The sequence below is a fragment of the Enterobacter cloacae complex sp. IR5422 genome, assembly GCF_049238165.1.
GTDB lineage: Bacteria > Pseudomonadota > Gammaproteobacteria > Enterobacterales > Enterobacteriaceae > Enterobacter > Enterobacter roggenkampii.
This window is the reverse complement of the sequence record NZ_JBMKHT010000024.1, coordinates 1-25,256: the sequence shown is the minus strand read 5'-3', so window position 1 is coordinate 25,256 and position 25,256 is coordinate 1. Positions and strand designations below refer to the sequence as shown.

General features: G+C 57.4%; 23 protein-coding genes. 8 read left to right on the top strand and 15 right to left on the bottom strand.

All coding sequences use genetic code 11. The features are described from left to right. From urtA to ACOTXT_RS13200, 3 genes are all read right to left on the bottom strand, one after another. A complete protein-coding gene (gene urtA, locus ACOTXT_RS13210) occupies positions 1-1,272 on the bottom strand; it encodes an urea ABC transporter substrate-binding protein (protein WP_008502246.1) in 1,272 nt (423 codons plus the stop codon). Positions 1,273-1,472: 200 nt separating this feature from the next. Next, entirely contained in the window at positions 1,473-2,576 is a 1,104-nt protein-coding gene (locus ACOTXT_RS13205) for a cobalamin-independent methionine synthase II family protein (protein ID WP_046092665.1), read from the bottom strand. Positions 2,577-2,732: 156 nt separating this feature from the next. Then, a complete protein-coding gene (locus ACOTXT_RS13200) occupies positions 2,733-3,146 on the bottom strand; it encodes a rhodanese-like domain-containing protein (protein ID WP_008502248.1) in 414 nt (137 codons plus the stop codon). A 73-nt stretch (positions 3,147-3,219) separates the two neighbouring features. Here ACOTXT_RS13200 and ftrA point away from each other — a divergent pair, with 73 nt between their 5' ends. The 3 genes from ftrA to ACOTXT_RS13185 all read left to right on the top strand — a co-directional run bounded on the left by ftrA (position 3,220) and on the right by ACOTXT_RS13185 (position 5,359). After that, complete coding sequence (gene ftrA / locus ACOTXT_RS13195; protein WP_021242516.1) at positions 3,220-4,227, top strand: transcriptional regulator FtrA; 1,008 nt, start codon at positions 3,220-3,222, stop codon at positions 4,225-4,227. Positions 4,228-4,267: 40 nt separating this feature from the next. After that, positions 4,268-4,804 carry a dihydrofolate reductase family protein gene (locus ACOTXT_RS13190; RefSeq protein WP_232945575.1) on the top strand — a complete coding sequence of 179 codons (537 nt, stop codon included), beginning with the start codon at positions 4,268-4,270 and terminating at the stop codon, positions 4,802-4,804. Positions 4,805-5,128: 324 nt separating this feature from the next. After that, positions 5,129-5,359, top strand: a complete 231-nt coding sequence (locus ACOTXT_RS13185) for a DUF2554 family protein (protein ID WP_008502251.1) — start codon at positions 5,129-5,131, stop codon at positions 5,357-5,359. Here the strand turns inward: ACOTXT_RS13185 and ACOTXT_RS13180 are convergent, their stop codons facing one another. Both ACOTXT_RS13180 and ACOTXT_RS13175 read right to left on the bottom strand, forming a co-directional pair. Further along, a complete protein-coding gene (locus ACOTXT_RS13180; protein WP_025911165.1) occupies positions 5,360-7,324 on the bottom strand; it encodes a peptidase U32 family protein in 1,965 nt (654 codons plus the stop codon). An 80-nt stretch (positions 7,325-7,404) separates the two neighbouring features. Continuing rightward, positions 7,405-7,932: a helix-turn-helix domain-containing protein gene (locus ACOTXT_RS13175; protein WP_008502254.1), complete on the bottom strand. Its 528-nt coding sequence runs from the start codon at positions 7,930-7,932 to the stop codon at positions 7,405-7,407. 89 nt (positions 7,933-8,021) lie between these two features. On the opposite strand from ACOTXT_RS13175, the gene ACOTXT_RS13170 reads away from it, so the two are divergent. Further along, complete coding sequence (locus ACOTXT_RS13170) at positions 8,022-9,188, top strand: benzoate/H(+) symporter BenE family transporter (protein ID WP_055321926.1); 1,167 nt, start codon at positions 8,022-8,024, stop codon at positions 9,186-9,188. On the opposite strand, the gene ACOTXT_RS13165 is transcribed toward ACOTXT_RS13170, so the two are convergent. Beyond that, the gene (locus ACOTXT_RS13165) at positions 9,168-10,040 is read right to left on the bottom strand and encodes a helix-turn-helix transcriptional regulator (protein WP_023292442.1); all 873 of its coding nucleotides are present in this window, start codon (positions 10,038-10,040) and stop codon (positions 9,168-9,170) included. The genes ACOTXT_RS13170 and ACOTXT_RS13165 overlap by 21 nt on opposite strands. Before the next feature lie 173 nt (positions 10,041-10,213). Here ACOTXT_RS13165 and ACOTXT_RS13160 point away from each other — a divergent pair, with 173 nt between their 5' ends. Then, positions 10,214-11,110 (top strand): DMT family transporter, encoded by an 897-nt coding sequence (locus tag ACOTXT_RS13160; RefSeq protein ID WP_008502257.1) that lies wholly within the window; start codon positions 10,214-10,216, stop codon positions 11,108-11,110. Between the two features lie 34 nt (positions 11,111-11,144). Here the strand turns inward: ACOTXT_RS13160 and ACOTXT_RS13155 are convergent, their stop codons facing one another. Next, entirely contained in the window at positions 11,145-11,819 is a 675-nt protein-coding gene (locus tag ACOTXT_RS13155; RefSeq protein WP_008502258.1) for a DUF3313 domain-containing protein, read from the bottom strand. Positions 11,820-11,954: 135 nt separating this feature from the next. Next, on the bottom strand, positions 11,955-13,550 hold the full coding sequence (locus ACOTXT_RS13150; RefSeq protein WP_055321927.1) for an ABC transporter substrate-binding protein: 1,596 nt from the start codon (positions 13,548-13,550) through the stop codon (positions 11,955-11,957). A gap of 111 nt (positions 13,551-13,661) precedes the next feature. On the opposite strand from ACOTXT_RS13150, the gene pepT reads away from it, so the two are divergent. Continuing rightward, entirely contained in the window at positions 13,662-14,891 is a 1,230-nt protein-coding gene (gene pepT, locus ACOTXT_RS13145; protein ID WP_055321928.1) for a peptidase T, read from the top strand. Here pepT and tehB read toward each other — a convergent pair. Further along, positions 14,888-15,481, bottom strand: a complete 594-nt coding sequence (gene tehB / locus ACOTXT_RS13140; protein ID WP_333164255.1) for a tellurite resistance methyltransferase TehB — start codon at positions 15,479-15,481, stop codon at positions 14,888-14,890. The genes pepT and tehB overlap by 4 nt on opposite strands. A gap of 135 nt (positions 15,482-15,616) precedes the next feature. Between tehB and ydcK the strand changes: the two genes are divergently transcribed. Next, a complete protein-coding gene (ydcK, locus tag ACOTXT_RS13135) occupies positions 15,617-16,597 on the top strand; it encodes a YdcK family protein (RefSeq protein ID WP_232928964.1) in 981 nt (326 codons plus the stop codon). Here ydcK and rimL read toward each other — a convergent pair. From rimL to ACOTXT_RS13115, 4 genes are all read right to left on the bottom strand, one after another. Beyond that, positions 16,592-17,131: a 50S ribosomal protein L7/L12-serine acetyltransferase gene (rimL, locus tag ACOTXT_RS13130; protein ID WP_032651826.1), complete on the bottom strand. Its 540-nt coding sequence runs from the start codon at positions 17,129-17,131 to the stop codon at positions 16,592-16,594. The two genes, ydcK and rimL, sit on opposite strands and share 6 nt — an antisense overlap. Positions 17,132-17,234: 103 nt before the next feature. After that, on the bottom strand, positions 17,235-18,890 hold the full coding sequence (locus ACOTXT_RS13125; RefSeq protein ID WP_333164260.1) for a glucan biosynthesis protein: 1,656 nt from the start codon (positions 18,888-18,890) through the stop codon (positions 17,235-17,237). Between the two features lie 242 nt (positions 18,891-19,132). Beyond that, the gene (locus tag ACOTXT_RS13120; protein ID WP_023292447.1) at positions 19,133-19,906 is read right to left on the bottom strand and encodes a transporter substrate-binding domain-containing protein; all 774 of its coding nucleotides are present in this window, start codon (positions 19,904-19,906) and stop codon (positions 19,133-19,135) included. A gap of 10 nt (positions 19,907-19,916) precedes the next feature. Then, positions 19,917-21,086 (bottom strand): pyridoxal phosphate-dependent aminotransferase, encoded by a 1,170-nt coding sequence (locus tag ACOTXT_RS13115; protein WP_277738464.1) that lies wholly within the window; start codon positions 21,084-21,086, stop codon positions 19,917-19,919. A 114-nt stretch (positions 21,087-21,200) separates the two neighbouring features. On the opposite strand from ACOTXT_RS13115, the gene ACOTXT_RS13110 reads away from it, so the two are divergent. Then, positions 21,201-22,043, top strand: coding sequence for a LysR family transcriptional regulator (locus ACOTXT_RS13110; protein ID WP_008502268.1), 843 nt, complete (start codon positions 21,201-21,203; stop codon positions 22,041-22,043). Here ACOTXT_RS13110 and ACOTXT_RS13105 read toward each other — a convergent pair. Next, the gene (locus ACOTXT_RS13105; protein WP_045415998.1) at positions 22,030-23,535 is read right to left on the bottom strand and encodes a carboxylesterase/lipase family protein; all 1,506 of its coding nucleotides are present in this window, start codon (positions 23,533-23,535) and stop codon (positions 22,030-22,032) included. The two genes, ACOTXT_RS13110 and ACOTXT_RS13105, sit on opposite strands and share 14 nt — an antisense overlap. Positions 23,536-23,578: 43 nt before the next feature. Continuing rightward, complete coding sequence (gene hglS / locus ACOTXT_RS13100) at positions 23,579-24,922, bottom strand: 2-oxoadipate dioxygenase/decarboxylase HglS (RefSeq protein WP_059360506.1); 1,344 nt, start codon at positions 24,920-24,922, stop codon at positions 23,579-23,581. Between the last annotated feature and the right edge of the window lie 334 nt (positions 24,923-25,256).

Sequence of the window (25,256 nt, the reverse complement as noted above, 5' to 3'; positions counted from 1 at the left end):
TTAGTTGCTGGCGGTTTTCATCGGCTGGTCGGGCTTTTTATCATTCCCGGCGATGAACGGGCTCCACGGCTGGGCGCGTACCGGCTGTTCGGTCTGCCACACCACGTTGAACTGGCCGTTGCCCTCGATTTCACCGATCATGACCGGCTTGTGCAGATGATGGTTGGTGGCATCCATGGTGAGCGTAAAGCCTGACGGCGCCTTAAAGGACTGACCGGCCATCGCCGCACGCACTTTGTCCACATCGGTAGTGCCCGCTTTTTCCACCGCCTGCGCCCACATGTGAATACCTACGTAAGTGGCTTCCATCGGATCGTTAGTTACGACGGTATCGGCGTTCGGCAGCTTGTGCGCCTTCGCATAGGCTTTGTAATCCGCGACGAAGGCCTGGTTGGTCGGGTTATCGACGGACTCAAAGTAGTTCCAGGCCGCCAGGTTACCCACCAGCGGTTTGGTGTCGATCCCGCGCAGCTCTTCTTCACCCACGGAGAACGCCACCACCGGCACGTCCGTCGCCTTCAGCCCCTGGTTAGCCAGCTCTTTGTAGAACGGCACGTTGGAATCGCCGTTGATGGTTGACACCACGGCGGTTTTGCCGCCCGCAGAGAATTTTTTGATGTTGGCGACGATGGTCTGGTAGTCGCTATGGCCAAACGGGGTATAAACCTCTTCGATGTCCTTATCCTCCACCCCTTTCGAATGCAGGAACGCGCGCAGGATCTTGTTGGTGGTGCGCGGATAGACGTAATCGGTGCCCAGCAGGAAGAAGCGTTTCGCCGCGCCGCCGTCTTCGCTCATCAGGTATTCCACCGCCGGGATAGCCTGCTGGTTCGGCGCCGCGCCGGTATAGAAGACGTTTGGCGACATTTCCTCGCCCTCATACTGCACCGGATAGAACAGCAGGCCGTTCAGCTCCTCGAAAACCGGCAGTACGGATTTGCGCGACACCGACGTCCAGCAGCCGAATACCACCGCCACTTTATCCTGGCTCAGCAGCTGACGCGCCTTCTCGGCAAACAGCGGCCAGTTTGAGGCCGGATCCACCACCACCGGCTCCAGTTTCTTGCCCAGCACGCCGCCTTTGGCGTTGATCTCATCGATGGTCATCAGCGCGACGTCTTTCAGCGGGGTTTCGGAGATGGCCATGGTGCCGGACAGCGAATGCATGATCCCCACCTTGATGGTATCGGCCGCCTGCGCGCCAAAACTCATCCCCATCGCCACGACGGACGCGGATAACGCAAAAGCTTTTAATAAGGTACGACGCTGCATATTTTCACTCCTGAAAAAGAACGCTGTGCGAAAACGTCCGGTACGGCGTGGACGCGGAAAAAAAGTGTCAGCGAAACAGGAGCAAAAAGAGTGCCAGAATGGAGATAGCGCTATTTCTGGGAGGGGAACGCCGGATGTAAAGAGAACGACTCAGAATGGTACAGCGCTGCACTTTTATAATGCAGCGCCGTATAACGGGGTTACCAGACTTCGCTGGCGATCTGCGTGACCAGCCGGACTTTGTCCCACTGCTGGGCTTCGCTCAGGCTGTTGCCCTCTTCGGTCGAGGCAAAACCGCACTGCGGGCTGAGGCAAATCTGCTCTTTCGCCACGTATTTCGCCGCCTCTTCGAGACGGGCTTTAATTCCCTCCGGATTCTCCAGCTCGCCGTTTTTTGTAGTGATAAGACCCAACACAACCTGCTGTTTGCCCGGGCGAACAAAGCGCAGGGGCGCGAAATCCCCGCTGCGGTCGTTATCATATTCGAGGAAGAAGGCGTCCACGTTGACCGTTCCGAACAGCACTTCCGCTACCGGCTCGTAGCCGCCTTCGGAAATCCAGGTGGAACGGAAATTGCCGCGACAGACGTGCAGTCCGATGGTCAGATCGTCCGGCTTGCCCTCCAGCGCCTTGTTCAGCACGCGGGCATAGATGCGCGCCAGCTCATCGGCGTCGTCGCCGCGCTCGCGGATCTGACGGCGCTGGTCGTCCGAACAGAGATAGGCCCAGACGGTGTCATCCAGCTGCAGATAACGGCAGCCCGCGTCGTAGAAGGCCCGGATGGCATCGCGCCACGTGGTCGCCAGGTCATCGAAATAGACGTCAAGGTCCGGATACACGGTCGCATCAATATCTTTGCGACCGCCGCGGAAGTGCAGCACGCTTGGGCTCGGAATGGTCATTTTTGGCTGGGCGTTACCGCTGATGCTTTTCAGATAGCGGAAATCGTCCAGCATCGGGTGCTCGCCAAAGCCCAGCTTGCCGGTAACGCGCACGCCGTGGGCTTTGGTTTGCACGCCGTTAAACTGGATGCCCTGCTGGGAATCGTAACGCTCAACGCCCTGAAGACCGTCGAAGAAGTCGAAGTGCCACCAGGCACGGCGAAACTCACCGTCGGTCACCACATGCAGGCCGCACGCACACTGCTGCTCGACGACGTGGCGAATGGCCTCGTCCTCCACCGCACGAAGCTGCCCGGCATCAATCTCGCCGCTGGCAAATTTCAGGCGAGCCTGCTTGATGGCATCCGGGCGTAAAAAACTGCCGACTACGTCGGCGCGGAACGGGGCGTGGTGTCGTTGCATGGCAATCTCCTCAGTCTGCCGGCAATAATTGCCCGCAGTGATAATTTATCATTTGAAGCTTTAGACTTCTGGATGTCTAAATGTCCAAAAACAATGTCATACCTCACCGGTGCCGGCAAACGAGAAAATTTCACGTATGTTGAAAAAAATTCATCTTCACAGCGCGGCGACGGACGCCTCGCTGGCAAACGCGTAGCGTTCATCTTCCCAGCCGGTGATCCCACCGAGCATGATTTTGACCGGCAGCCCGAGACGCGCCAGCTTCAGCGCGGCTCTGTCCGCGCCGTTACAGTGCGGCCCTGCGCAGTAGACGACAAACAGCGTCCCTTCAGGCCATTGGGCCATGCGCTCAGCGGTCATCTGGCTCCACGGCATATGCAGAGCGCCCGGCACATGGCGACGGGCAAACTGCTCCGGGCTCCCCACCACGTGCAGCAAAACAAAGTCCTGCTCGTTATGCGTGATGGCATGATGCACATCGGCGCAGTCGGTTTCGACGCTCAGGCGACGCAGAAAATGGGTAACGGCTTCCTGCGGTTCGGCAGCCGGAAATTCAGTAACATAGCTCATGATCCTTCCTCATCTTTGGCGTTTGTGTTAACACTACTCTATCCACAAATTCAGCTCATGAATGCGCTCGCTTATGCCAGAAAACAGCAAAAAGATGACAACGTTAAGACAGATTGCCCGCCCGAAGGTGGTGGTGCTGGCGTATGACGGTCTGTGTACCTTTGAGTTTGGCGTGGCGGTGGAAATCTTCGGCCTGCCGCGCCCCGAGCTGGGCGACGACTGGTATCGTTTTGCCGTGGCAAGCGTTGATAACGGTGAGCTTCGGGCGACAGGCGGGATCCGTATCATTACCGATGGCGATCTCTCCCTGCTTGCGTCTGCCGATCTGATCGTGGTGCCGGGCTGGCGGGGGGTGGACTCGCCGGTCCCGGACGCGCTCTGCAACGCATTACGTCAGGCCAGCGCGCGGGGCTGTCAGCTGCTCTCCATCTGCTCGGGTGTGTTTGTGCTGGCCGCCTCCGGTCTGCTCAACGGACGCAAAGCCACGACGCACTGGCGTTACATTGAGACGCTTAAAGCCCGCTACCCTGACATCGACGTGGTCGAGGATGTGCTCTACCAGGACGAAGGCGAGATCCTGACTTCCGCAGGCAGCGCGGCGGGGATCGATCTCTGTCTGCACGTCGTGCGTCGGGATTTCGGGATGGAAACCGCCAACAGCGTGGCGAGGCGGCTTGTCATTCCCCCTCACCGGGATGGATCTCAGCCGCAACAGCTGAGCCGCCCGGTAGCGCAGCTGCGGGAAAGCCAGCGCCTCGGTCAGCTGTTTGATTTTCTGCACACGCATCTCACCGAGCCGCACAGCGTCGACTCGCTGGCGCGTCGTGTCGGTATGAGTCAGCGCACGTTTCTGCGTCGCTTCGAAGCGGCAACGGGAACGACGCCTGCCCGCTGGTTACTCAATGAGCGCCTGCTGCGGGCGAAAGATTATCTGGAAAGCAGTCGTTTAAGCATCGACAGCATCGCGGAACAGACCGGGTTTGGTCAGGCATCGACGCTGCGTCATCATTTTCGCCAGCAGTTCGCGATTTCCCCGGCCCAGTACCGTAAACAATTTTCTCATGCCGGTACTGCCCGCTGAGGCGTCAGTCTTTTGGTTTCGCTGGAATACGGAGAACCTGATGGTCACCACACACGTTTTTATTGCAACCAGTCTTGATGGCTACATCGCCCGACACAATGATGATATCGACTGGCTGCTGCAGCGCGATGACCCGAATGAGGATCATGGCTACACGGCGTTCATCGCAGACAAAGACTGGATCGTGATGGGCCGGGGGAGCTATGAGAAGGTGCGGACCTTTGAGACATGGCCTTATGACCGGCCCGTGCTGGTGCTCTCCCGACAGCTGGTCGACACGCCCGTACCCGACGCGCTGAGGGGCAAAGTACAGTTTTCCGGCCGCACGCCAAAGGAGGTGCTCGACGATCTGGCGATACAGAACGCCCGTCGCGTCTATCTCGATGGTGGGCAAGTCATACAGTCGTTCCTGAGAGAAGGACTGGTGGCCGATATTGTGATCACAACCGTTCCTGTCCTGCTCGGTTCGGGAAAATCGCTATTTGGCGCCCTTCCCGGGGATATCGATTTGACGCTGGTCTCCAGCCGCAGCTTCCCTTCGGGTCTGGTGCAGTCGCACTATCGGGTGACGCCATAACCCCACGGCCAACACCGCTACGTTATGCGCAAAAAAAAACCGCCAAAAAATGGCGGTAAATGCTTGCATGGATAGATTTGTATTTTGGTCTCTACGTCCCGACACTCCATGGCCGGGCTGCGGATCCCATACAACCTAACACTCGTTGTCTTAACGAAGGTTAAACAGCCTTTTTAACCCGCACTGGTAATGATCTCTGATGAGATGCAGCGCGCCCGAAATCATCCTCTTTGACATTCCCTTTGCGCTAATTTTAACTTTTGAATAATAACCATAATAAATAATCGTCATCATTAAGCCGCAACGTTATTCGGCGGTGACTTCATGGTTAAAAAAGGTTTATCTCTCGTGATGCTTATCTGTGCCCTCTTTTCAGGCCAGCTTATGGCCGGGCACAAAGGACATGAATATCTGTGGGTAAAGAATGTGGATCATCAGCTGCGTCATGAAGCCGATAGCGATGAATTGCGAAGCGCGGCGGAGGAGTCGGCGGAGGGTTTGCGCGAACACCACCTGTGGCAGAAATCGCGCAAACCGGACACGCACGTTCGGTAGTTAGCTGCCCTTGCGTTTTGGCAGGGTTTTCATCAAATCGTCCGGGCTGACGGACGCCACAATACTGCCGGGCTGCGGCATTTTGAAGATGTGGTTTTTCATCTTGCCAATCACATGCATTTCGCACGGACGGCAGTCAAATTTGAGGGTCAGCACTTCGTCACCGTTTACGAGCTGCATAGGCGTGGCCTTCCAGCTCTTGATGTTGCCTTTCGCCTGCTTAGGACACAGGTTAAACGCGAAACGAAGGCAGTGCTTGGTGATCATCACCGGCACATCGCCCTTCTCTTCATGCGCCTCATAAGCCGCGTCGATCAGCTGCACGCCGTGGCGATGATAGAATTCACGCGCTTTATGGTTGTAGACGTTGGCGAGGAAGGATAAATGCGTATCCGGGTAGACGGGCGCAGGAACGGTTTCCGCTTTACGGCTAGCGCGCGGGTAGTTCGCCAGGCGCGCGTCATCCAGCATCTCGGCGGTTTCACGTCGGAACTGGTTGAGCAAACTGTTCGGCACAAAGAGGGCATCCGGCAGATTGACCTCAACGTTGCGGGCGTAGTAAATCGTCTGCCCCAGCTTTGCGACGCCATCCTTCAGGCTGTTGCGCGCTTTCTCCGCGTTGTTTGCCACCTCGAACAGGCCATCAAGCGTATGCGTTACGCTGATGCCGTCTTCACAGGTCATGGTCAGAATCAGCTGCTCTTCCCAGCCGCCCAGTTCAATATCCACCGCGATACGACGCTCGCTGGAGGTTTTCAGCAGCGCCTGCTGCCAGTTATGATCGAGGTTACGGTTAAGCGCCGCGTTCGGCCGCGCCTTGTAGAGATCGGCCGGCATTTCATTCGGCCATACGCGGTAGCGGTTCTCTCCGGTTTTCTCGACCGTGTTGGCGCGGAAGCCCACGACCTCACGCTTAATCATCACGTTAAGGCCATCGCCGTTCGCCAGCGGCTCCGTCACCGCAACATCAAGGTGATCTTTCGCCACTTTCAGCACTTCCCCCACCGGCAAACCGATAAACTTCGGTGAGTCAAACGCACCGATATCCCCTTTACGGGCATTCACGAAATAGTCCGTGCTGCCGCGGTGGAACGTTTTGTCCGTCGACGGAATAAAGAAATGCTCGGTACGGCCAGCCGACGCGCGCGCCAGGTCACCGCGATCTTCGATGATGGCGTCCAGCATCTGGCGATAGTGCGCGGTGATGTTCTTCACGTAGCTCATATCTTTATAGCGCCCTTCAATCTTGAAGGAACGCACACCCGCGTCGATCAGCGCGCCCAGGTTGGCGGTCTGGTCGTTATCCTTCATCGAGAGCAGGTGTTTTTCAAATGCCACCACGCGGCCCTGGTCGTCTTTCAGGGTATACGGCAGACGGCAGGCCTGAGAGCAGTCGCCGCGATTGGCGCTGCGGCCCGTCTGCGCGTGCGAAATGTTGCACTGGCCGGAATAGGCCACGCACAGCGCGCCGTGGATGAAGAATTCAATCGTCGCGTCTGTCGCCTGGTGAATATCGCGGATTTGATTCAGGTTCAGCTCGCGGGCCAGAACGATCTGCGAAAAGCCGACGTCGGAGAGGAACTTCGCCTTCTCTACCGTGCGGATATCACACTGGGTACTGGCGTGCAGCTCAATGGGCGGAATATCCAGCTCCAGCACGCCCATATCCTGAACGATCAGGGCATCCACCCCGGCCTGATAGAGATCGGTAATCAGACGTTGCGCAGGCTCCAGCTCATCATCATGAAGAATGGTGTTCAGGGTGACGAACACCTTCGCCCCGAAACGGTGGGCGAACGGCACCAGTTCAGCAATATCGCTCAGGCTGTTGCTGGCGTTATGGCGGGCACCGAAGCCCGGGCCGCCAATGTAGACGGCGTCTGCGCCATGAAGGATCGCTTCACGGGCAATGGCGGCGTCACGGGCCGGGCTTAAAAGTTCAAGATGATGGGATTGCAGGCGCATACTTCGTCGTTATCCGTTATGGTCAAAATGGCGGCTATTGTAGTCAGAAGTCTGCGCCAGCGAAACAGTTTTGCGTAGCCTCAGCGGGGATAATGAATGAGGGAATGAAAATGCACCGTCCGGTCGCTGCTGTTGCGGTAGGCGTGCGGTTTATCGCCGGCAAAACGGACGCCGGAATCGGCAGAAATCGTCTGCCATTTGCCCTCGAGCTTCATCTCCAGCTCGCCGCTGACCACCACCACATGTTCAATCACCCCCGCCTCATGCGGCGTGGATTCACTCAGGGCGCCGGGGGCCAGGGTAATGGAGAAATAATCAAACCGGAGCGCCTCGTCCCACGGAAAGAGCGGCTTGACGACCATCGCCTGCTGCTGCGGGTCAAACACCGCCTGCCGGTCCGCCTCCGGTGTGATGAAGGCGGAAAACGGCACGTTCAGTCCCGTGGCAATTTTCCACAGCGTCGACACCGTGGGGCTGGACTCATTTCGCTCAATTTGCCCGAGCATGGCCTTTGATACGCCGGTTTCGTCCGCCAGCTTCGACAGGCTCCAGCCCCGTGCCTGGCGTAATGTTTTCAGTGTTGCTGCAAGGTGTTGTGTGATGTCCATATTTCCTCCTGACGACGAGCATACCACTTGTACGCTATAACGCACAGTGTTACCTTACTCCGGACGTTATAACGCACAACGGAGTTTTCATGCGCCCTTCCTCTCATCTTGTTCCGGTCGTACTGGCTGGATTTGTCGCCGTTCTGGTGGGTTACGCCAGCTCGGCCGCCATCATCTGGCAGGCCGCCGCCGCGGCTGGCGCCAGCGCGCACCAGATCGCAGGCTGGATGACCGCGCTGGGGATTGGGATGGGCGTCAGCACGCTGGTGCTTTCCTGGTGGTACAAAGCGCCCGTGCTGACCGCCTGGTCGACGCCCGGCGCGGCGCTGCTCGCCACCAGCCTGCACGGCGTCACGCTGGCGGAAACCATCGGCGTGTTCATCTTTGCCAACGCGCTAATTTTGCTCTGCGGCATCACCGGGCTTTTCGCCCGTCTGATGACGCTGATCCCCCATTCGCTTGCTGCCGCCATGCTGGCCGGGGTACTGCTGCAGTTTGGCCTCCACGCGTTTGCGCATCTTGAGGGGCACTTTCTGCTGTGCGGCAGCATGATTGCGGCATGGCTGATCGCAAAAGCGCTGTCGCCGCGCTATGCCATCGTGGTCACGCTGCTGGTGGGCGGTATCGTGGCCTGGGCCGGTGGTGACGTTGTCACGGATAAGCTCACCCTTTCTCTGGTGATGCCCGAATTTATTGCGCCTGACTTCACCTTCACCAGCCTGGTGAGTATTGGCTTGCCCTTCTTCCTCGTGACCATGGCCTCGCAAAATGCGCCGGGGTTCGCCACGATGAAAGCCTCCGGCTACCCGCTGGCGGCCTCACCGCTCATTATCGTTACGGGGGGAATGGCGCTGCTGTTTTCTCCGTTTGGCGTCTTTTCAATCTGCATTGCGGCCATTACCGCCGCCATTTGCCAAAGCCCGGATGCTCACCCGGATGCGGGTAAACGCTGGCTGGCGGCCATCGCTGCGGGAGGGTTTTATCTGCTGGCGGGAATTTTCGGTGGATCCATTACCGGGCTGATGGCCGCGCTGCCGCTCAGCTGGATCCAGACGCTGGCCGGTCTGGCGCTGCTGGGCACCATCAGCGGGAGTTTATATCAGGCGCTGAGTCACGAGGCGGAGCGCGACGCGGCTATCGTCACATTTCTGATGACCGCAAGCGGCGTGACAATCCTGGGCATCGGTTCGGCATTCTGGGGGCTGGTGCTGGGCGGAGTATGCTACGCCCTGTTTTCACGCGCTCGCCGCACGTAGCTGCGACGGCGTCATGCCCGTCGCGCTGCGAAAGCGGTTGCTGAAGTGGCTGGCGGAGTTAAACCCGCAGGCAAGCGCAATGTCCGTCAGTGGCATGGAGGTATGCTGCACCAGCTCTTTCGCCTTGACCATTCGCCTGTGCATCACGTACTGATGCGGTGCCAGCCCCGTCGACTGGCGGAACATGCGGGCAAAATGGTATTCGCTGAGGGCAGCCTGCGCCGCCAGCTCGGCCAGCGTCAGGGGCTGCCCGAGATTCTCTTCGATAAAGGCGAGGACGTTGCGCAGCACGAACGGCGATAACCCGCCCGTAACGACCGGCAGCTTCCACTGCACGTTTGAGTAGTTTTGCAGCAGATGGGTCAGCAGCAGCGTGGAGGCCGTGCTCAGGGTGAGCTGGTTGGCGTGCTGCTGCCAGTCACAGCCCAGTAAAAACTGGCGATACAGCGTGGTGATCTTCGGGTCGCTGCCAAAAATACGCTCGTCCAGGGTCAGCGAAAGCGGCCGCTTATCCCAGATTTTTTCTCCCACGTCGCGCAGGTGTTCATCGGTGCAGTAGAGATGCACAAACGACAGGTCATCGCGGATATCCCACGTCGATTCGCTCTCTTTGGGCATCAGGCAGAAACGGTCCGGCCCCCCGCCGTTCTTCCAGCCTCCTGGCGTTTTTTGATAGCTTTCGTAGCCGTCCGCCACGTACAGGCTGAGAGTATGATGATTGCTCTTTACGGTGATCGTGTCGTGCTTGTTGTACCACGCGGCCAGCTGGATACCCGAATTCAGCGAGACGGTTTCCCGCAGGACTGCATTCTGTTGGCAAAGCGTTTCAAAGGTATCGTAAGCGTGAGACATAACCGTTAGCGCGTGAAGAATCGGAATATCAGTCTAAGAAGAGTTGTTGCCCGTTGCCAGTCCCTCCAGAAGAAAAAAGCGCAAGATTTTGCAAGTCTGCCGCAAGCGGGTGAAAGCCCGTTACGCATCTCAGCGTCATACTGCGGGCTTCCGCGGTTTAAGAAGAGGCAACTATGAACGCATTATTATACGGACTCGTGGTCATTATCTGGGGAACCACCTGGATTGCGATTTTCCTGCAGCAGGGCCCCGTCGCGGCGCCGGTGTCGATTTTCTGGCGCTTCGCCGTCGCCAGCCTCACCATGATGGTGGTGTTACTCGCCCTGCGTCGCCTGCGCACGCTGGCGCTTCGGGATCATCTTTTTTGCCTGCTTCAGGGATGCTGTGTTTTCTGCTTTAACTTCTGGTGCTTTTACACGGCAGCGGCCCATATCAATACCGGGCTGGAGTCGGTGATCTTCTCCATGGCGGTACTCTATAACGCCATTAACAGCTTTATTTTCTTCGGCCAGCGCCCGCCCGCGCGTTTCTGGACGGCGGCGGCGCTGGGGCTGGTCGGGATTGTCACCCTCTTCTGGGACGATCTGCTGGCCAGCGGCTGGAGCGCGTCACTCCTGACGGGCATTGGCCTTTCCGCACTCGGCACGTATGGGTTCTCGCTGGGTAATATGATCAGCATGCGCCATCAGCGCAGAGGCCTGGAAACCATGACCACCAACGCCTGGGCGATGCTCTATGGCACGCTGGTGATGGGCTGCATTGCGCTGTTCAGAGGCGATAGCTTTGTACCGGAATGGACGGTGAGCTATCTCGGCGCGCTGGTGTATCTGGCCCTGTTTGGCTCGGTGATTGCGTTTGGCGCCTACTTCACGCTGGTGGGACGTATTGGCCCGGGCAAAGCGGCCTACAGTACGCTGCTCTTCCCGCTGGTGGCGCTCTCCATCTCCACGGTCTATGAAGGCTACGTCTGGCATGTCAACGGTATCGTGGGATTAGTGCTGATTCTGGGAGGAAATATGGTGATGTTTACCAAACCGGAAACCTGGTTCAGACGCTTACGGATGGCGTAAATAAAAAGGCCTGCATTACGCAGGCCGTTTTATTTTATTTCGCAGTCTTTTTCACATCAAACATGGTGGCATCCGTCGCCATATCATCAACAACCTGCTTCAGCGTCGCAAAGGTCATTGGTGTGTTTTCGTTATTCAGCTCTTTACCTTCGCCTTTACGTACCACCTTCATGACCGGTTTATTGGTGGCCGCATCGATCAGCTCGCCTTCAAAGAAGAGATGCGTATCCATGGTGCGGTGTCCGGTTGCCATCTGCGTCCCGGCAACCACCAGCGCAACAGGCACCACTTCATAGAACTGCAGCCCCTCTTTCTGCGAACTCACCCCGGTAATCGCGCCGCGGAAAATCAGGCTATGTTTACCCGGCGTGGTCACAACCGGCTTCCGCGTACCAATCGCCGTTTTCATTTTGTTATTGGTGTAATTCAACAACTCATCAAGCGTTTTTTGCCCAATTTGCGTGGTGGGTTTTGGCGTTGGATAATAGGTAATTGGCGTCCAGAGAATGCTGTCGTAATTGGCTTCGTTATACGAAGGATCGACCCAACGCAGCGTTGGTTTTCCCGTCGCCGAGGTCGTTTGCTGCAAGCCTGAATAATCTTTTAAAAAGCCGGAGTATTGTTCCGGAGCGGCGACTTTTGAAGAACAGCCCGCCAACGCCAACAGACCAGTAAGCACTGCAACTTTAAAAAAAGTTTGAGTACGCATGATAGTTTTCCATGTTATCTGCAAGTATGCATTTGAAGTTATAGCAAAAGTCTGGCGGGTTTGTTGTGACAAAAAATGATGCCGGGAGCACAAATTGCAAAAAGATTGCCCGGACGCATGCCGGGCAGTGAAAAATTACTGATTTATATCCACTTGCCAGAACAGATGTTTGCCAAACGGGTCGATTTCATAGCCCTTCACCTCCTTGCGCACCGGTTCGAAAATCGTTGAATGCGCAATCATCACCGCAGGCATCTGGTCATGCATCATCTGCTGAGCCTGTTTATACAGCGCCACCCGTTTATCATGATCGGTTATCGATTTGGCTTCAGCAATGATCTGATCAAACGGCTTATAGCACCATTTCGCCGAATTTGAGCCACCGTTCGCCGAGGTGCAGGTAAACAGCGGACCAAAGAAGTTGTCAGGATCGCCCGTTGCGGTCGTCCAGCCCATCAGCGCGGCCTGATGTTCCCCGCCCTTCACACGCTTAAGGTATTCGCCCCACTCGTAGGTAACGATTTTGGTCTGTACGCCAATTTTCGCCCAGTCCGCCTGAATCATCTCCGCCATGCGTTTCGCATTCGGGTTATAGGGCCGCTGGACCGGCATCGCCCATAAATCGATGCTGACGCCGCTGGCAAAGCCGGCCTCTTTCAGCAGCGCTTTGGCTTTTTCAGGATCGTAGTCGTAATCCTTAAGCTCGCTGTCGGCGCTCCAGACGCCAGGCGGCAGCAGGTTCTTCGCCGCCGTTCCGGTACCGTGGAACACCGCGTCAATAATGGCCGGTTTGTTGATGGCCATCGCCAGCGCCTGACGGACCTTCACGTTATCCAGCGGCGGCTTCTGCGTGTTGAACGCCAGGAAGCCGGTATTCAGTCCGGCTTTGCTCATCAGGTTGATATCTTTATTGGCCTTCATGCGCGGCAGATCGGCCGGGTTCGGGAACGGCATCACCTGACATTCGTTCTTCTCAATTTTGGCAAAACGCACGGAGGCATCCGGGGTGATGCTAAACACCAGCCTGTCCAGCTTCGATTTCCCCTGCCAGTAGTCGGCAAACGCCGTGAACAGGATCCGGGAATCCTTCTGATACTGCGCCAGCTTAAACGGCCCGGTGCCAATGGGCTCCATATCCACCTTCTCCGGCGTGCCCGCTTTCAGCATCGCGTCGGCATACTCCGCCGAAAGGATTGAGGCAAAATACCAGGCCAGATCGGCGACAAACGGCGCTTCCGGGTGCGCCAGGGTAAAGCGCACGGTGTGGTCATCGACTTTATCAATGGCGGTTATCAGGCTGCCGAACTCCAGGCTTTCGAAGTTGGAGTAGCTGCCGTTAGAGACGTTGTGGTAGGGATGATTCACGTCTTTCTGGCGCATAAACGAGAAAATCACGTCGTCGGCGTTAAAGTCGCGGGTCGGCGTGAAGGATTTATTGCTCTGGAACTTCACGCCCTGACGCAGATGGAAGGTGTAAACCTTGCCGTCGTCGCTCACCTCCCAGCGCTCCGCCAGGCTCGGCACCAGCTCCGTGGTGCCGGGTTTGAAATCGACCAGACGGTTATAGACCGGCACGGCGCTGGCATCGACGCTGGTTCCCGAGGTGTAAAGCTGAGGGTTAAAGTTTTCCGGCGATCCTTCGGAGCAATACACCAGCGTTTTTGCAGCGACGGCGGAACTGACCGTGAGTGCCGCGAGCGCCAGCGCTATAGTTGTGAGTTTGCTTGTCATCATTTATTCCTGTCTTTTTAATTCGACGGCTAATTAATTCTTTTGCCATTTCATAAATAACATTAAAGTGAAGTGGCAAACACCCGAAAAATAAATAAGGAACAAATCACTATGGGCTCGCCGCTTTCCAGACAATTAACGCACCGTTTTTTCCGCTATCTCGCGATCACCAGCCAGAGCGATCCCAGAGTCAAAACTCTGCCCTCAACGCCGGGCCAGCACGACATGGCGCGCGAGCTGGCGCAGGAGCTGGCACACATGGGGTTAGACGATATTGTGATTGATGAATTTGCCACGGTAACGGCGGTAAAAAAAGGCAACGTGCCCGGTGCGCCGCGCATCGGCTTTATTACCCATATTGATACCGTCGACGTGGGACTTTCACCGGATATTCATCCACAAATATTAACGTTTACCGGTGAAGATCTCTGTCTGAATAAAGAGAAAGACATCTGGCTGCGGGTAGAGGAGCACCCTGAAATTCTGGCTTATCCGAACGAGGAGATTATTTTCAGCGACGGAACCAGCGTATTGGGCGCCGATAATAAATCGGCCGTCACGGTGGTCATGACGGTGCTGGAAAACCTGACGGCGGAACATCAGCATGGGGATATCGTCGTGGCGTTTGTGCCTGACGAAGAGATCGGCCTGAACGGTGCCAAGGCGCTCGATCTTAAGCGCTTTGACGTCGACTTCGCCTGGACTATCGACTGCTGCGAGCTGGGGGAAATTGTCTACGAAAACTTTAATGCGGCAGCCGCTGAAATCCGCTTTACCGGCGTGACGGCGCATCCGATGTCCGCGAAAGGCGTGCTGGTGAATCCCCTGCTGATGGCGACTGACTACATCAGCCATTTTGACCGCCAGCAAACGCCCGAGTGCACCGAGGGACGTGAAGGCTATATCTGGTTTAACGGCATTCAGGCCGGACAGAACGAGGCCGTTCTTAAGGCCAATATCCGCGACTTTGACAAGGAGCGCTTTGCCGCGCGCAAGCAGCAGATTGCCGACGTGGCCGCGCTGATTGCCGCCCAATATCCGACGGCCAAAGTGGACTATCGCATTGAAGATACCTACAGCAATATCAGCAATGCGATTGGCGAAGACCGACGCGCCATCGATCTGATGTTCGAGGCGATGGAATCGCTCGGCATCACGCCGAAACCGACGCCGATGCGCGGCGGCACCGACGGCGCGGCACTCTCGGCTAAAGGGCTACTCACCCCGAACTTCTTCACCGGGGCGCATAACTTCCACTCGAAGTTTGAATTCCTGCCGCTGTCGTCGTTTGAGGCGTCTTATAAGACTGCCCTGCAGATCTGCCTGCTCGCCGCCCGTTAAGCGGGCTTTCGTGCCAGCATCGTGGCAAAGCGCAGCTTGATGCGGTTGCCGTTTTCATCAGTGCGGTGCAGTTCGCCAACGTCCTCGTTGTATTTGAGCAACTCCCAGCCTTCGTAGTAGTTGCTCAGCTCACCGCTCCTGAACGCAAACGGGAAGCCGACCGTGCAGGGGTAATCCGCCGTATCCATGGCGGCAACAATCAGATTGTAACCGCCCGGCGTCGTGCGGCGCTGCATATTGGCGATAAGGCCCGGGATGGTTTTTGCCTCCAGGAACATCAGCACCACGGTAGAGAGAATAAAATCGTACTGGCCGTCAAAGCTCAGGTTGTTCAGATCCTTAATCGCGGTATGCAGATTAGCGATCCCTTCTTCCGCCTTGATGCGCTCGATATTGTCGATGCTCATCGGGTTCTTGTCCCACGCGGTCACATCGTACCCGTTGGCCGCAAGGTACAGGCTGTTACGGCCGTTGCCGCAGCCCAGATCCAGCGTTTTACCGGGTTTCACAATCTCCGCGCTGTACAGCACCTCTGAATGGGTACGCGTTAAGCCATATTTCTCTGTGAAGTAATTCTCATCGACGGTCATTATTTTTCCTGCGTTCGCATAAAGTGAAAGTGCATTTTACATGCCATTTTAAGGCGTTTACCGTCTGGTTGCCAAGCCGCTCGAAATGCGAAAACTTTGCTACGTTTAGTGAAGACGCTTATCAGAGACATCAAGATGAACAAATATCGCCTTAGCGACGAGACCCGCCTCTGGCAATGGAAAAACGGCGAAACCACCCACGCCACCACGCTGCGGCAGATTATCGCCACGGCGGACTTTAACGACGTGACGGTCGGCACGAGAGGCGGCTGGATTGACGATGAGCGCGCCCTCGCACAGGACGGCGACTGCTGGATCTACGATGAAAACAGCGTGGTGTTCGCCGGGGCAACCGTATCTGGCAACGCGCGCCTTACCCTTCCATGCATCATTAGCCATGACGCGCATATCGGCGACAGCTGCTGGCTGGACGGCGCGGAGGTTAGCCACGGGGCGCGAATAAGTGACAACGTCACCATTCAGCAATCCTGCGTACGGGGCGAGTGCCATATCTACGGCGACGCGCGCGTGCTGCATCACAGCGTGGTCATTGCCGCCAAAGGGCTGACGCCGGATCATGAACAGATCCTCCAAATCTACGATAAGGCGACGGTGAGCCAGTCGCGCATTGTGCACCAGGCGCAAATCTACGGCTCGGCGATGGTTAATTTTGCCTTCGTTGAACACCGGGCCGAAGTCTTCGACAACGCGATCCTGGAGGGTAACGAACTCAACAACGTCTGGGTGTGCGACTGTGCGAAAGTCTACGGCAACGCCCGCGTGATAGCCGGTTTCGACGACGATGCCATCCCGACGGTGCGCTACAGCTCGCAGATTGCGGAGAATGCCGTGGTTGAAGGCAACTGCGTCATCAAGCATCACGTCCTGATTGGCGGTCAGGCATGGCTGCGCGGCGGGCCGATCATGCTGGATGATAAAGTGGTGATCCAGGGGCGCGCGCGAATCAGCGGGGATGTGCTTATCGAGCATCGGGTTGAAATCACCGACGATGCGGTCATAGAAGCGTTTGCTGGCGAGAGCATTCATCTGCGCGGCGAAAAAGTGATAAACGGCGACCAGCGCATCACCCGCACGCCGCTGCTGGGTGCGTTATAGGGTATAAATCCTGCCGTAGATATTCACGTCGTCAAAGCGGCCATTCAGGTATTCCGCTTCCCGCAGGCACCCTTCCAGCGTAAAACCGTTGCGCACGGCAACGCTGTTGCTTTGCTGATTCGCCACCCGACACTTGATCACAAAACGGCGGATCTCACCGCGTTCAGCGTAGTAGCGCATAAACGCCTGCAGTGACTGAGAGAGGATGCCCTGCCCCTGGTGGGCTTCATCCAGCCAGTAGCCGATGTAGCCGGCTTTGTTGGTCGGTTCAATGGTGTTGAACGACAGGACGCCAACTAACGCATCATCCTTGAAAATCAAAAACATTTTGGCGTAGCCGCGCTGATGCAGCATCTGGTTGCTCTGCACGTTGCGGCGGGTATCCTCTTCGCTGCCCACGTGCTGCGCCCAGTCAAAGGCGGTTTGCAGAAAGGCTCTGTTTTTAACAACGAGATTGTGCAGGTCGGCGGTGTAGCGCTCTTCGACGGCGCGAAGTTCGATATCCTGGGTGACGGGGATGATTTCTGAAGACATGGTGCCTCTCAATTGCCGGGTGGCGCTAGCGCTTACCCGGCCTACGTTTCGAAACTGTAGGCCGGGTAAGGCGAAGCCGCCACCCGGCACAATCCCACAAGGGTTAACGCATTACCCTGTCGTCAACGTACTGACGTTTATCCGGCGCCGGTGGGAAATACTGGTACAGCCAGGTTTCACTGATGGCGTCGCCCTGACAGCGCAGGAACAGGCGCATATCCACCGGCTCCGTCGAATCCGACGTCGGGTACCAGTCAAACAGAATGCGATAGCCGTCAAACGGCTCAACGTAGAGGATCTCTACCTGCTTCGCTTCACCGCTGGAGAGCGTAATCACCGGCTCGATGCCTTTTGGCGCAGCGGCCTTCAGGTCGCCACCGACGAAGTCAATCGCAAAGCGACGGGCCCACACTTTCGGGTAGTTTTCCCCTGGAGCCCAGCCTTCCGGGAAGCCGCCCATGCCGGTGCGGGTCGCATAAACGTTCGCCAGCGGGGAGCGCACCGGCGGCATCGCGCTCCAGTAGAGACGATATTTGAAGTCCAGCTCGTCGCCCGCTTTGACGGCTTTTTCCGGCTGCCAGAAGCAGACCACGTTATCCAGCGTTTCGCCGGTGGTCGGGATCTCCATCAGGCCAACCGCGCCTTTACCCCAGTCGTTACGCGGTTCCACCCACAGGCTTGGGCGCTTGTTGTACCACCCCATCACGTCCTGATAGTGCGAGAAATCGCGATCGAGCTGCAGCAGCCCGAACCCTTTCGGGTTTTTATCCATATAGGCATTGAACTGCAGCTTCTGCGGGTTGTTCAGCGGACGACAAATCCACTCACCGTTGCCGCACCACATCGCCAGGCGGTCGGAGTCGTGAATTTGCGGGTGAATGGTGTCGCACATGCGGCGTTCGTTATTGCCGCAGCTGAACATGCTGGTCATCGGCGCGATGCCGAGCTGCTTGATGTCCTTACGCGCATAGAGGTGGTTTTCCACCTCCATGATCACCTGGCTCTTCTCGCAGTGGATCACGAACTTATAGGCGCCGGTGATGCTCGGGCTATCCAGCAGCGTATAGACGGTAAAGGTGGTGTCGCCGGGCTTGACGGTTTCAAACCAGAAGGCGGTAAAGTCCGGGAACTCTTCCGGCGTGTCGGTAAAGGTGTCTACCGCCAGACCGCGGGCGGAAAGGCCGTACTGGTAGGTGTCGTCCACCGCGCGGAAATAGCTGGCCCCCAGGAAAGAGACGATATCGCGACGCGCCAGCTCCGGCGCCTTAAACGCGCGGAAGCCCGCAAAGCCGAGATCGCTTTGCCCTTCCAGCTGTTTGGTATCCACCCCCGTTTCACCGTAGCTGAACAGCTCAGGGCGGAAGTGGATCTCGCGCGCCATAGAGGTCGACTGGTCCAGCGAGAACATCCGCACGCGGCGGCGGAACCCCATTCCCATATGGAAGAACTGCACGTCCAGCTGACGTCCTTCAATGTTGTTCCACAGAGACTGCTTTTCGTCGTAGCGAATGGCGTTGTACGCCTGCGGCGTCATGGTTGCCAGCGTCTCCGGCAGCGGACGCGGCGCGCCACCCCACGGGGTTTTCGCCAGGTCATGCGCCATGGATTGCAGTACGGAGAAGTCAAAACGACGGCTCTGGCCGTCAGCAATGTCAGAGTCGGCAGCGTATGCCGCTTTGGAAAACAGGGAAGCAAGGCCGGATGTGCCGCTCAGGGCTGCCACTGCCAGCGAGCCTTTTAGAAAACGTCTGCGATTCATGCCTGGAAAAACGTCCTTATGGTCGTGTGAATGTGTTCCGCGCTCGGCGAAATGACGGCAAGAAAGAACGCACAGCCTAAACAAAAATGGTTAAGAATCCAATTGTTGGCCGGTGATTATATGAACAAAGTGAGAAATATTTTCTGTCGACCAGAACGGCCCGAAAGTGGTGTAAAGAAAGCCTGGAAAATGTGTATAAAAATGCCCCGTCAGGACATCAGCTGACGGGGCCAATGAGGCGGTTATTTTACGCTGACATCGATACCCGGGAAGTACTTATCAGCGAGTTTGGCGATCGTGCCGTCGGCACGTACCTTATCAATTGCGGCATCAAGCTGCTTTTTGGTGGCCTCGTCACCTTTGCGCAACCCAAAACCGATCCCACTGCCGAGGATGGTGTCGTCAGACACCGGTTTGCCGATGAAGCCAAACCCTTTTCCCTGCGGCTTGCTGAGGAAACCTGCCTGCCCGGCCGCGGACATGACCAGCGAGGCGTCGATACGGCCATTCAGCAGATCGCCCCAGGCCATATTCTGATCTTTATACGACACCACGGTGACACCCTGCTTTTCCCAGTGCTCTTTGGCATAGGTTTCCTGAATCGACCCCTGCAGCACGCCGATGGTTTTGCCCTTCAGCCCTTCAGGCGTCGCCTCGACCGCCGTACCGGCCTTGCCGACCAGCTGCGACGGAATACGGTAGATCGGCTGGGTAAAATCAATGCTCTTGCGGCGCTGATCGGTGATATTCATCGCCGAATTGATGGCGTCGAATTTCTTCGCCACCAGCCCCGGGATCAGCGCATCAAACGAGGTTTCCACCCAGCTGCATTTCAGCGCTGCCGCTTTACAGATGGCATTCCCCAGCTCAACGTCAAACCCTTCCAGTTCGCCTGCCGCATTGCGGCTTTCAAACGGCGGATATTCGGCTTCCAGACCGTAACGCAGCTCGGACGCTGCGAAGGAGGAAAAGGTACACAGCAATCCCATGCCGACAACTAGCGCGCGTAATTTCATCTCAAACTCCTTAGCGTGGTTTAACCCGACACAGGGCCTGGGCACCTGCCCGTAACGTCGCCTCATCTTTCGCAAAAGAGAGACGAATCAATTTATTATCCGTACCGTCCGCATAAAACGCCGACAGCGGAATGGTGGCAACACCGTACTCAACGATCAGCCGTTTCACCAGCTCGCTGTCGCGCTCGTCGCTGAACTGGCTGAAGTCCGCCAGCATGAAGAACGAGCCGGCGCTTGGCAGCAGCGTAAACGGCGAATCGGCCAGCAGACTCTGCAGCAGATCGCGCTTGCGCTGGTAAAACGCCGACAGCGACAGCCAGGTTTGCGGGTCGACCATATGTTCAGCAAACGCGTGCTGCATTGGCGTATCGGCAGAGAACATTAAAAATTGATGGACTTTACAAATCTCGTCCATCAGTATCGCCGGTGCAACACAGTAACCCACGCGCCAGCCGGTGACGTGATAGGTTTTTCCGAAAGAAGAAATAATCACGCTACGCTCCGCCAGCTGCGGGTGCGTAGCCATCCCGTGGTGCGGCTCACCGTCAAACACCACGTGTTCGTACACTTCGTCAGACAAAATAATGATGTCAGTATTGCGGGTCAGCGCCGCCAGCTGCTGCAGATCGTCGGCGGAGAAGACCTGACCGCTCGGGTTGTGCGGCGTATTGATGATGATCATGCGCGTGCGCGGGGTGATCGCGGCGCGAACCTCGTCCCAGTTCACGGCAAAATCCGGCACGGTGAGCCTGATGGCAACCGGCGTTGCCCCCTGCAGGCGGACAATCGGCGCGTAGCTGTCAAAGGAGGGCTCAAAGTAGATCACCTCATCACCCGGGTGCACCAGCCCGCTGATTGCCGAGTAGAGCCCTTCGCTGGCGCTGGCGGTCACCAGCACCTCGCGGCCCGGGTCATACTGCGTGCCGTAAAGCGTGGCAATTTTATCGGCAATGCGCTCTTTGAGCGTCTGCAGGCCGGTCATCGACGCGTACTGGTTATGCCCTGCCTCCATCGCGCGGGTGACGCCCGCAACAAGCTTCGGGTCGCAGGAAAAATTCGGTGCGCCCTGAGAAAGGTTTATCGCGTTATGCTGCGCCGAGAGCTGGCCGATAACGGTAAAGATCGTGGTGCCCACATCGGGCAGTTTGGAGCGCGTTTGCACAGGCGTTTGTAAAGTCATCCTCTTTCCCTTCTCATGGACATTGCATAACTATTCAAACAACATCTCTGTTGTCGGGACAATCGAATTGTTGTCATAATAGCCATGAGAAAAATGCATAGCTGAGGTGTTTTCATGTCGCGCCGTTCGCTCCCGCTCAATGCCATCGACGCATTTTTAGTCACCGCGCGTCACCTGAATCTCACCCATGCTGCCGCAGAGCTTTGTCTGACGCAGGGGGCCGTGAGCCGCAAGATAGCCTCCCTCGAGGCCTGGTTTGGCTTTCCGCTTTTTGAACGCCACGCGCGCGGCCTGCGCCTCTCTTCACAGGGCTGCGCCCTGCTCCCGGAACTGCAGTCTGCGTTCGAACACTTGCTGACCGTGGCCGACCAGGCCCGCAGCCAGCAAACCGTGATCCGGCTCAAGGCGCCCACCTGCGCCATGCGCTGGCTGGTGCCGCGCCTGCTGGAGGTGGAGCGTGAGCAGCCGGATCTGCAGATCGCCCTGACCACCACCACCGATCATAACGTCAATTTCAAAACCGAATCTTACGACGCGGCCATCGTGTTCGGTACGCACATGAGCGCAGGCGACCTGCTGTTCGAAGAGGCGCTCACCCCGGTGATAAGCCCGGTGCGGGCGGGTGCAGCGCTGGGATCGCTGACGTTCCTGCATCCGACAAGGGATAAAACAGACTGGTCGCTGTGGCTGACGAAACAGGAAGGTCCGGGCTTTGCCATGCACAAAAATCAACACTTCGACACGATGGATCTCGCCATCACGGCCGCCATTCAGGGGCTGGGCGTCGCCATTGCCGACGAAACGCTGGTGGCCGAAGATGTCCGCGCGGGAAGACTGATGCGGCCTTATGAAACCAGCATAAAAACCGGCGCGAGCTACCGGCTGGTGCTGCGCGAAACGCCAGGGGAGGAAAATGGGCTGGCGGCGTTTCGCGCCTGTTTGCTTAATCGAGGCTGACGTGGTGCTTCATCACCCGTTTGAAGAGGCTCATCCGGGCGCGCATAAAGCGGTTTTCAAGCCTGAAACCTGCATGTTTATTCACGCCAATGCGTAATAATACGTCCCGCCCTTTACGGCATGCGGGCCAGTGCGTCGGCCCGGGCAGGATCTCACGAGGTCCTGCGTCTCGCGCAAAGCTCACCCAGTAATCGGCCACCTGAGCAGCAAACTGCACATCCCGTTCGTTGACATACTGGCGTGAAGGCTCCACCTGGCCGAGGGTATCAAAGACGTAAGGCACTTCATTGCCGTGCCACGCGCCGTTGATATAGGTGGCATGTTCCGCTTCCGCAACATAGTCAAACCAGTAACGCCAGCACAATCCGCCGACGCGCTGCTGCGCCTGCATCACGACGTAGCCCATCGTGGTGAACGCCATGTCGCGGCACACCTGCCGGCCCAGCTCCTCATCGCCTTTGACGCCCGGATAGAGCAGCTTAATCAGCCCCAGCCCGAAGCGGCGCTCCCGGCGAAGCTTCTGGATTTGCCCGGCGAGATCGATGCCAAACACCGCCATCACGCTGGCCTCATCGCTGTTCGAGCCGATCATTACCGGCACGGGGTGCTGGCGAGCGGCGAAAAAGACGTCCAGCATCGCTTCAGGCAGAACGCAATCCCCGACGATGGGGGCCGGAGCAATGTTCAGCGGCGCGGTGAGCGGCCAGAACGCCTCCGGCGGAATGGCGCGCAGCTGCTCGGCTGTCGCCTTTTCCAGGCCAAAATGGGCGGCCAGCGCCTCCCCTTTTTGCAACGCCTGCTCTCGCGGCGTGTCCGGCAAGGTGTACCCGCTTTGCACAATCGCCTTATGGAACAATCCTTCTGCAAGCGGGGAGGCCAGCAGAGAGAGCACGCTGCGCGCGCCCGCGGATTCACCAAACAGGGTCACGTTAGCGGGGTCGCCACCAAATGCGGCGATATTGTCCCTTACCCATTCGAGGGCGGCGATCTGATCCAGCAGGGCAAAATTATGCACCACGCGATCTTCCTCGCCTTCCAGCGCGGGATGGGCAAAAAAGCCAAGATGACCGAGACGGTAGTTGATCGTCACCACAACCACGCCGCGCGTGGCCAGCGCTTTGCCGTTATAGGGCGGTAAGCCACCCGCACCGATGGTAAAGCCGCCGCCGTGCAGCCAGACCATAACCGGAAGCGGCCCGGCGCGCTCTGTGGGAGACCAGACGTTCAGATAGAGGCAGTCTTCCGAGAACTGACCGGGATCGCCCCCGCCCAGCTCCTGGCAATATTCGCTGCTTTGCCAGCTTGAGGCCGAAAAAGCGGTAGCCTCGCGAACGCCATCCCACGGCTCAGGATGCCGCGGGGAGCGCCAGCGCCACTCGCCAACGGGCGGTGCGGCATAAGGAATACCGCACCAGACGTGGACATTTTCATCGGTTAAACCAGACAGTGCGCCCTGGCGCGTTTCAACCACAGGGGCGGAAGGATTTTGCATAACGACCTTATTTTTTCCATCACACCCCAGCAGAGTAACGCTTTCAGAGCAAACCGCAACGCTGTTTGCTGCGCGTTTCAGCCTCCTCATAGAGGGAAAATTCGTCATACACCGGGCAGCCGAGGGCCGCTTCAAACGCATCGCGGCTGGCGTTACCGTGGCTGCGGGCCTGGGTTTCATTCCCGAGATTGGACTGGAAAATCCCCGCGGCGCTGACCGGGAGGAAATCTTCGTAGGTGATCGGCTGTGCGACGACCCATCCGCGCTCGATCAGCGGCTGCGGATCGTCGCCCGGCCGGAACGCATGGCGATGCGCTTCACCCGCTGGCGTCAGACGATAGCGGAAATACGCCAGCTCCTGACGGCGCATTAACAGTTCGCTGTCAGGGAAGGCGCTAAAGATCTCCTGCAGATGCAGCTGGTGCGTCAGGTTATCTTTGCCGGTACCGGCCTGGGCAAGGAGGCTATCGTACAGTTCCCGGCCTTTCGGGGTCAGCGCCACGCCGCGCTGCTCAATCTCACCGAAGCGCGCGGTGTGGGTGCCTTTGTGTTCACCGGCAAACAGCACCGGCTCTTCCAGCGCCTTGAAACTGGTTTGACGCAGCAGGACGGGCACCTCGCGACGCGGCGGCCCTTCAATCAAAATTTTCGGCTCAATACCGTACTTCGGCATCAGCTCCTGCACCCGGTCAATGTCCAGCGTGCGCGGCGTCAGGTGGTTAATGTGGCAGCCCGGGAAGCAGACCACATCGGCGATCAGCCGGTGCTCGTTATGCAGCGCGAGATAGGTCTCCTGATCGACCGTCGCATGGCGGTGCCAGCGGAAGGTTTCCAGCGCTTCCTGCACAAACTCCTGCGCCTGCTCGACGGTAAACTGCCCTTCAGATTCATACAGATCGAGAAGCGCCAGACAGCGCGGGGTGAAGATGTTTCGGTGAGACAGAATTTCCGCCGCACGTTCGCGCAGCGCGACGTTTTCAATCAGCTCAAGGCGCAGCAGCGAAGTAAAGATGCGGAACGGATTACGGCACAGCGCCGCATCATCAATCGGCCGAAATGCCGTTGAGTGGACCGGCACCCCCGCCTGGGAGAGATCGTAATAGCTGACCGGGTACATCCCCATAATGGCAAACATACGGCGCAGGGTTGAAAGTTCTTGCGCACTGCCGACGCGGATGGCCCCGTGACGCTCGACGTTCAGACGCGCAAGCTCATCGGCGTTTGCCAGTTGTTCATGTAATAGTGGATCATTTTCCAGCACCGCCAGGTTTACGTCCGCTACCAGTTCAAGCAAGGTGCCGTACTGCGGAACTTCCTGCTGGTACATCGCCGACATAGCCTGCGAAAAGTGTTCCCGAATGTCATCAGCCGTGATGGTGTTCGCCATGATGTCATGCCTCCAGTGAATATTACCTGGAGTGTAGAGAAACCCGTTCCTTCCGGGGGGAAAGATTTCTGATTTGTGATCTTAAGACGACAGTGGTCAAACCGTGTGCGACTGGCCTCTGAACAAGCCTTAACGAAACCGCCCTTTCGCGCCTGTCGCTTTTTATCCAGGATTTTCCTTATAATTATTTATGGTTTCGCTTTCTAGGGAAGTTGCGATTAAGTGGTCCGCAGCTCCCGATATGACGCCCCAAACCGTCCTTTATCGACGTCCTGTGGCTCAATTTTCCAATTTTCAGCCCAAAATCGTCTCTTCGTGGCTGATTTTGGCCCTG

What these genes read in the sequence shown, in the direction of transcription:
- ACOTXT_RS13155 (WP_008502258.1), bottom strand. Translation starts at nt 11,819, where the DNA reads ATGCGTACTCAAACTTTTTTTAAAGTTGCAGTGCTTACTGGTCTGTTG.
- ACOTXT_RS13185 (WP_008502251.1), top strand. Translation starts at nt 5,129, where the DNA reads ATGGTTAAAAAAGGTTTATCTCTCGTGATGCTTATCTGTGCCCTCTTT.
- hglS (WP_059360506.1), bottom strand. Translation starts at nt 24,922, where the DNA reads ATGGCGAACACCATCACGGCTGATGACATTCGGGAACACTTTTCGCAG.
- ACOTXT_RS13190 (WP_232945575.1), top strand. Translation starts at nt 4,268, where the DNA reads ATGGTCACCACACACGTTTTTATTGCAACCAGTCTTGATGGCTACATC.
- urtA (WP_008502246.1), bottom strand. Translation starts at nt 1,272, where the DNA reads ATGCAGCGTCGTACCTTATTAAAAGCTTTTGCGTTATCCGCGTCCGTC.
- ACOTXT_RS13150 (WP_055321927.1), bottom strand. Translation starts at nt 13,550, where the DNA reads ATGACAAGCAAACTCACAACTATAGCGCTGGCGCTCGCGGCACTCACG.
- ydcK (WP_232928964.1), top strand. Translation starts at nt 15,617, where the DNA reads ATGAACAAATATCGCCTTAGCGACGAGACCCGCCTCTGGCAATGGAAA.
- ACOTXT_RS13170 (WP_055321926.1), top strand. Translation starts at nt 8,022, where the DNA reads ATGCGCCCTTCCTCTCATCTTGTTCCGGTCGTACTGGCTGGATTTGTC.
- ACOTXT_RS13180 (WP_025911165.1), bottom strand. Translation starts at nt 7,324, where the DNA reads ATGCGCCTGCAATCCCATCATCTTGAACTTTTAAGCCCGGCCCGTGAC.
- ACOTXT_RS13165 (WP_023292442.1), bottom strand. Translation starts at nt 10,040, where the DNA reads ATGTCTCACGCTTACGATACCTTTGAAACGCTTTGCCAACAGAATGCA.
- ACOTXT_RS13160 (WP_008502257.1), top strand. Translation starts at nt 10,214, where the DNA reads ATGAACGCATTATTATACGGACTCGTGGTCATTATCTGGGGAACCACC.
- pepT (WP_055321928.1), top strand. Translation starts at nt 13,662, where the DNA reads ATGGGCTCGCCGCTTTCCAGACAATTAACGCACCGTTTTTTCCGCTAT.
- tehB (WP_333164255.1), bottom strand. Translation starts at nt 15,481, where the DNA reads ATGACCGTCGATGAGAATTACTTCACAGAGAAATATGGCTTAACGCGT.
- ACOTXT_RS13115 (WP_277738464.1), bottom strand. Translation starts at nt 21,086, where the DNA reads ATGACTTTACAAACGCCTGTGCAAACGCGCTCCAAACTGCCCGATGTG.
- ACOTXT_RS13175 (WP_008502254.1), bottom strand. Translation starts at nt 7,932, where the DNA reads ATGGACATCACACAACACCTTGCAGCAACACTGAAAACATTACGCCAG.
- ACOTXT_RS13120 (WP_023292447.1), bottom strand. Translation starts at nt 19,906, where the DNA reads ATGAAATTACGCGCGCTAGTTGTCGGCATGGGATTGCTGTGTACCTTT.
- ACOTXT_RS13110 (WP_008502268.1), top strand. Translation starts at nt 21,201, where the DNA reads ATGTCGCGCCGTTCGCTCCCGCTCAATGCCATCGACGCATTTTTAGTC.
- ACOTXT_RS13200 (WP_008502248.1), bottom strand. Translation starts at nt 3,146, where the DNA reads ATGAGCTATGTTACTGAATTTCCGGCTGCCGAACCGCAGGAAGCCGTT.
- ACOTXT_RS13125 (WP_333164260.1), bottom strand. Translation starts at nt 18,890, where the DNA reads ATGAATCGCAGACGTTTTCTAAAAGGCTCGCTGGCAGTGGCAGCCCTG.
- ACOTXT_RS13105 (WP_045415998.1), bottom strand. Translation starts at nt 23,535, where the DNA reads ATGCAAAATCCTTCCGCCCCTGTGGTTGAAACGCGCCAGGGCGCACTG.
- ACOTXT_RS13205 (WP_046092665.1), bottom strand. Translation starts at nt 2,576, where the DNA reads ATGCAACGACACCACGCCCCGTTCCGCGCCGACGTAGTCGGCAGTTTT.
- rimL (WP_032651826.1), bottom strand. Translation starts at nt 17,131, where the DNA reads ATGTCTTCAGAAATCATCCCCGTCACCCAGGATATCGAACTTCGCGCC.
- ftrA (WP_021242516.1), top strand. Translation starts at nt 3,220, where the DNA reads ATGCCAGAAAACAGCAAAAAGATGACAACGTTAAGACAGATTGCCCGC.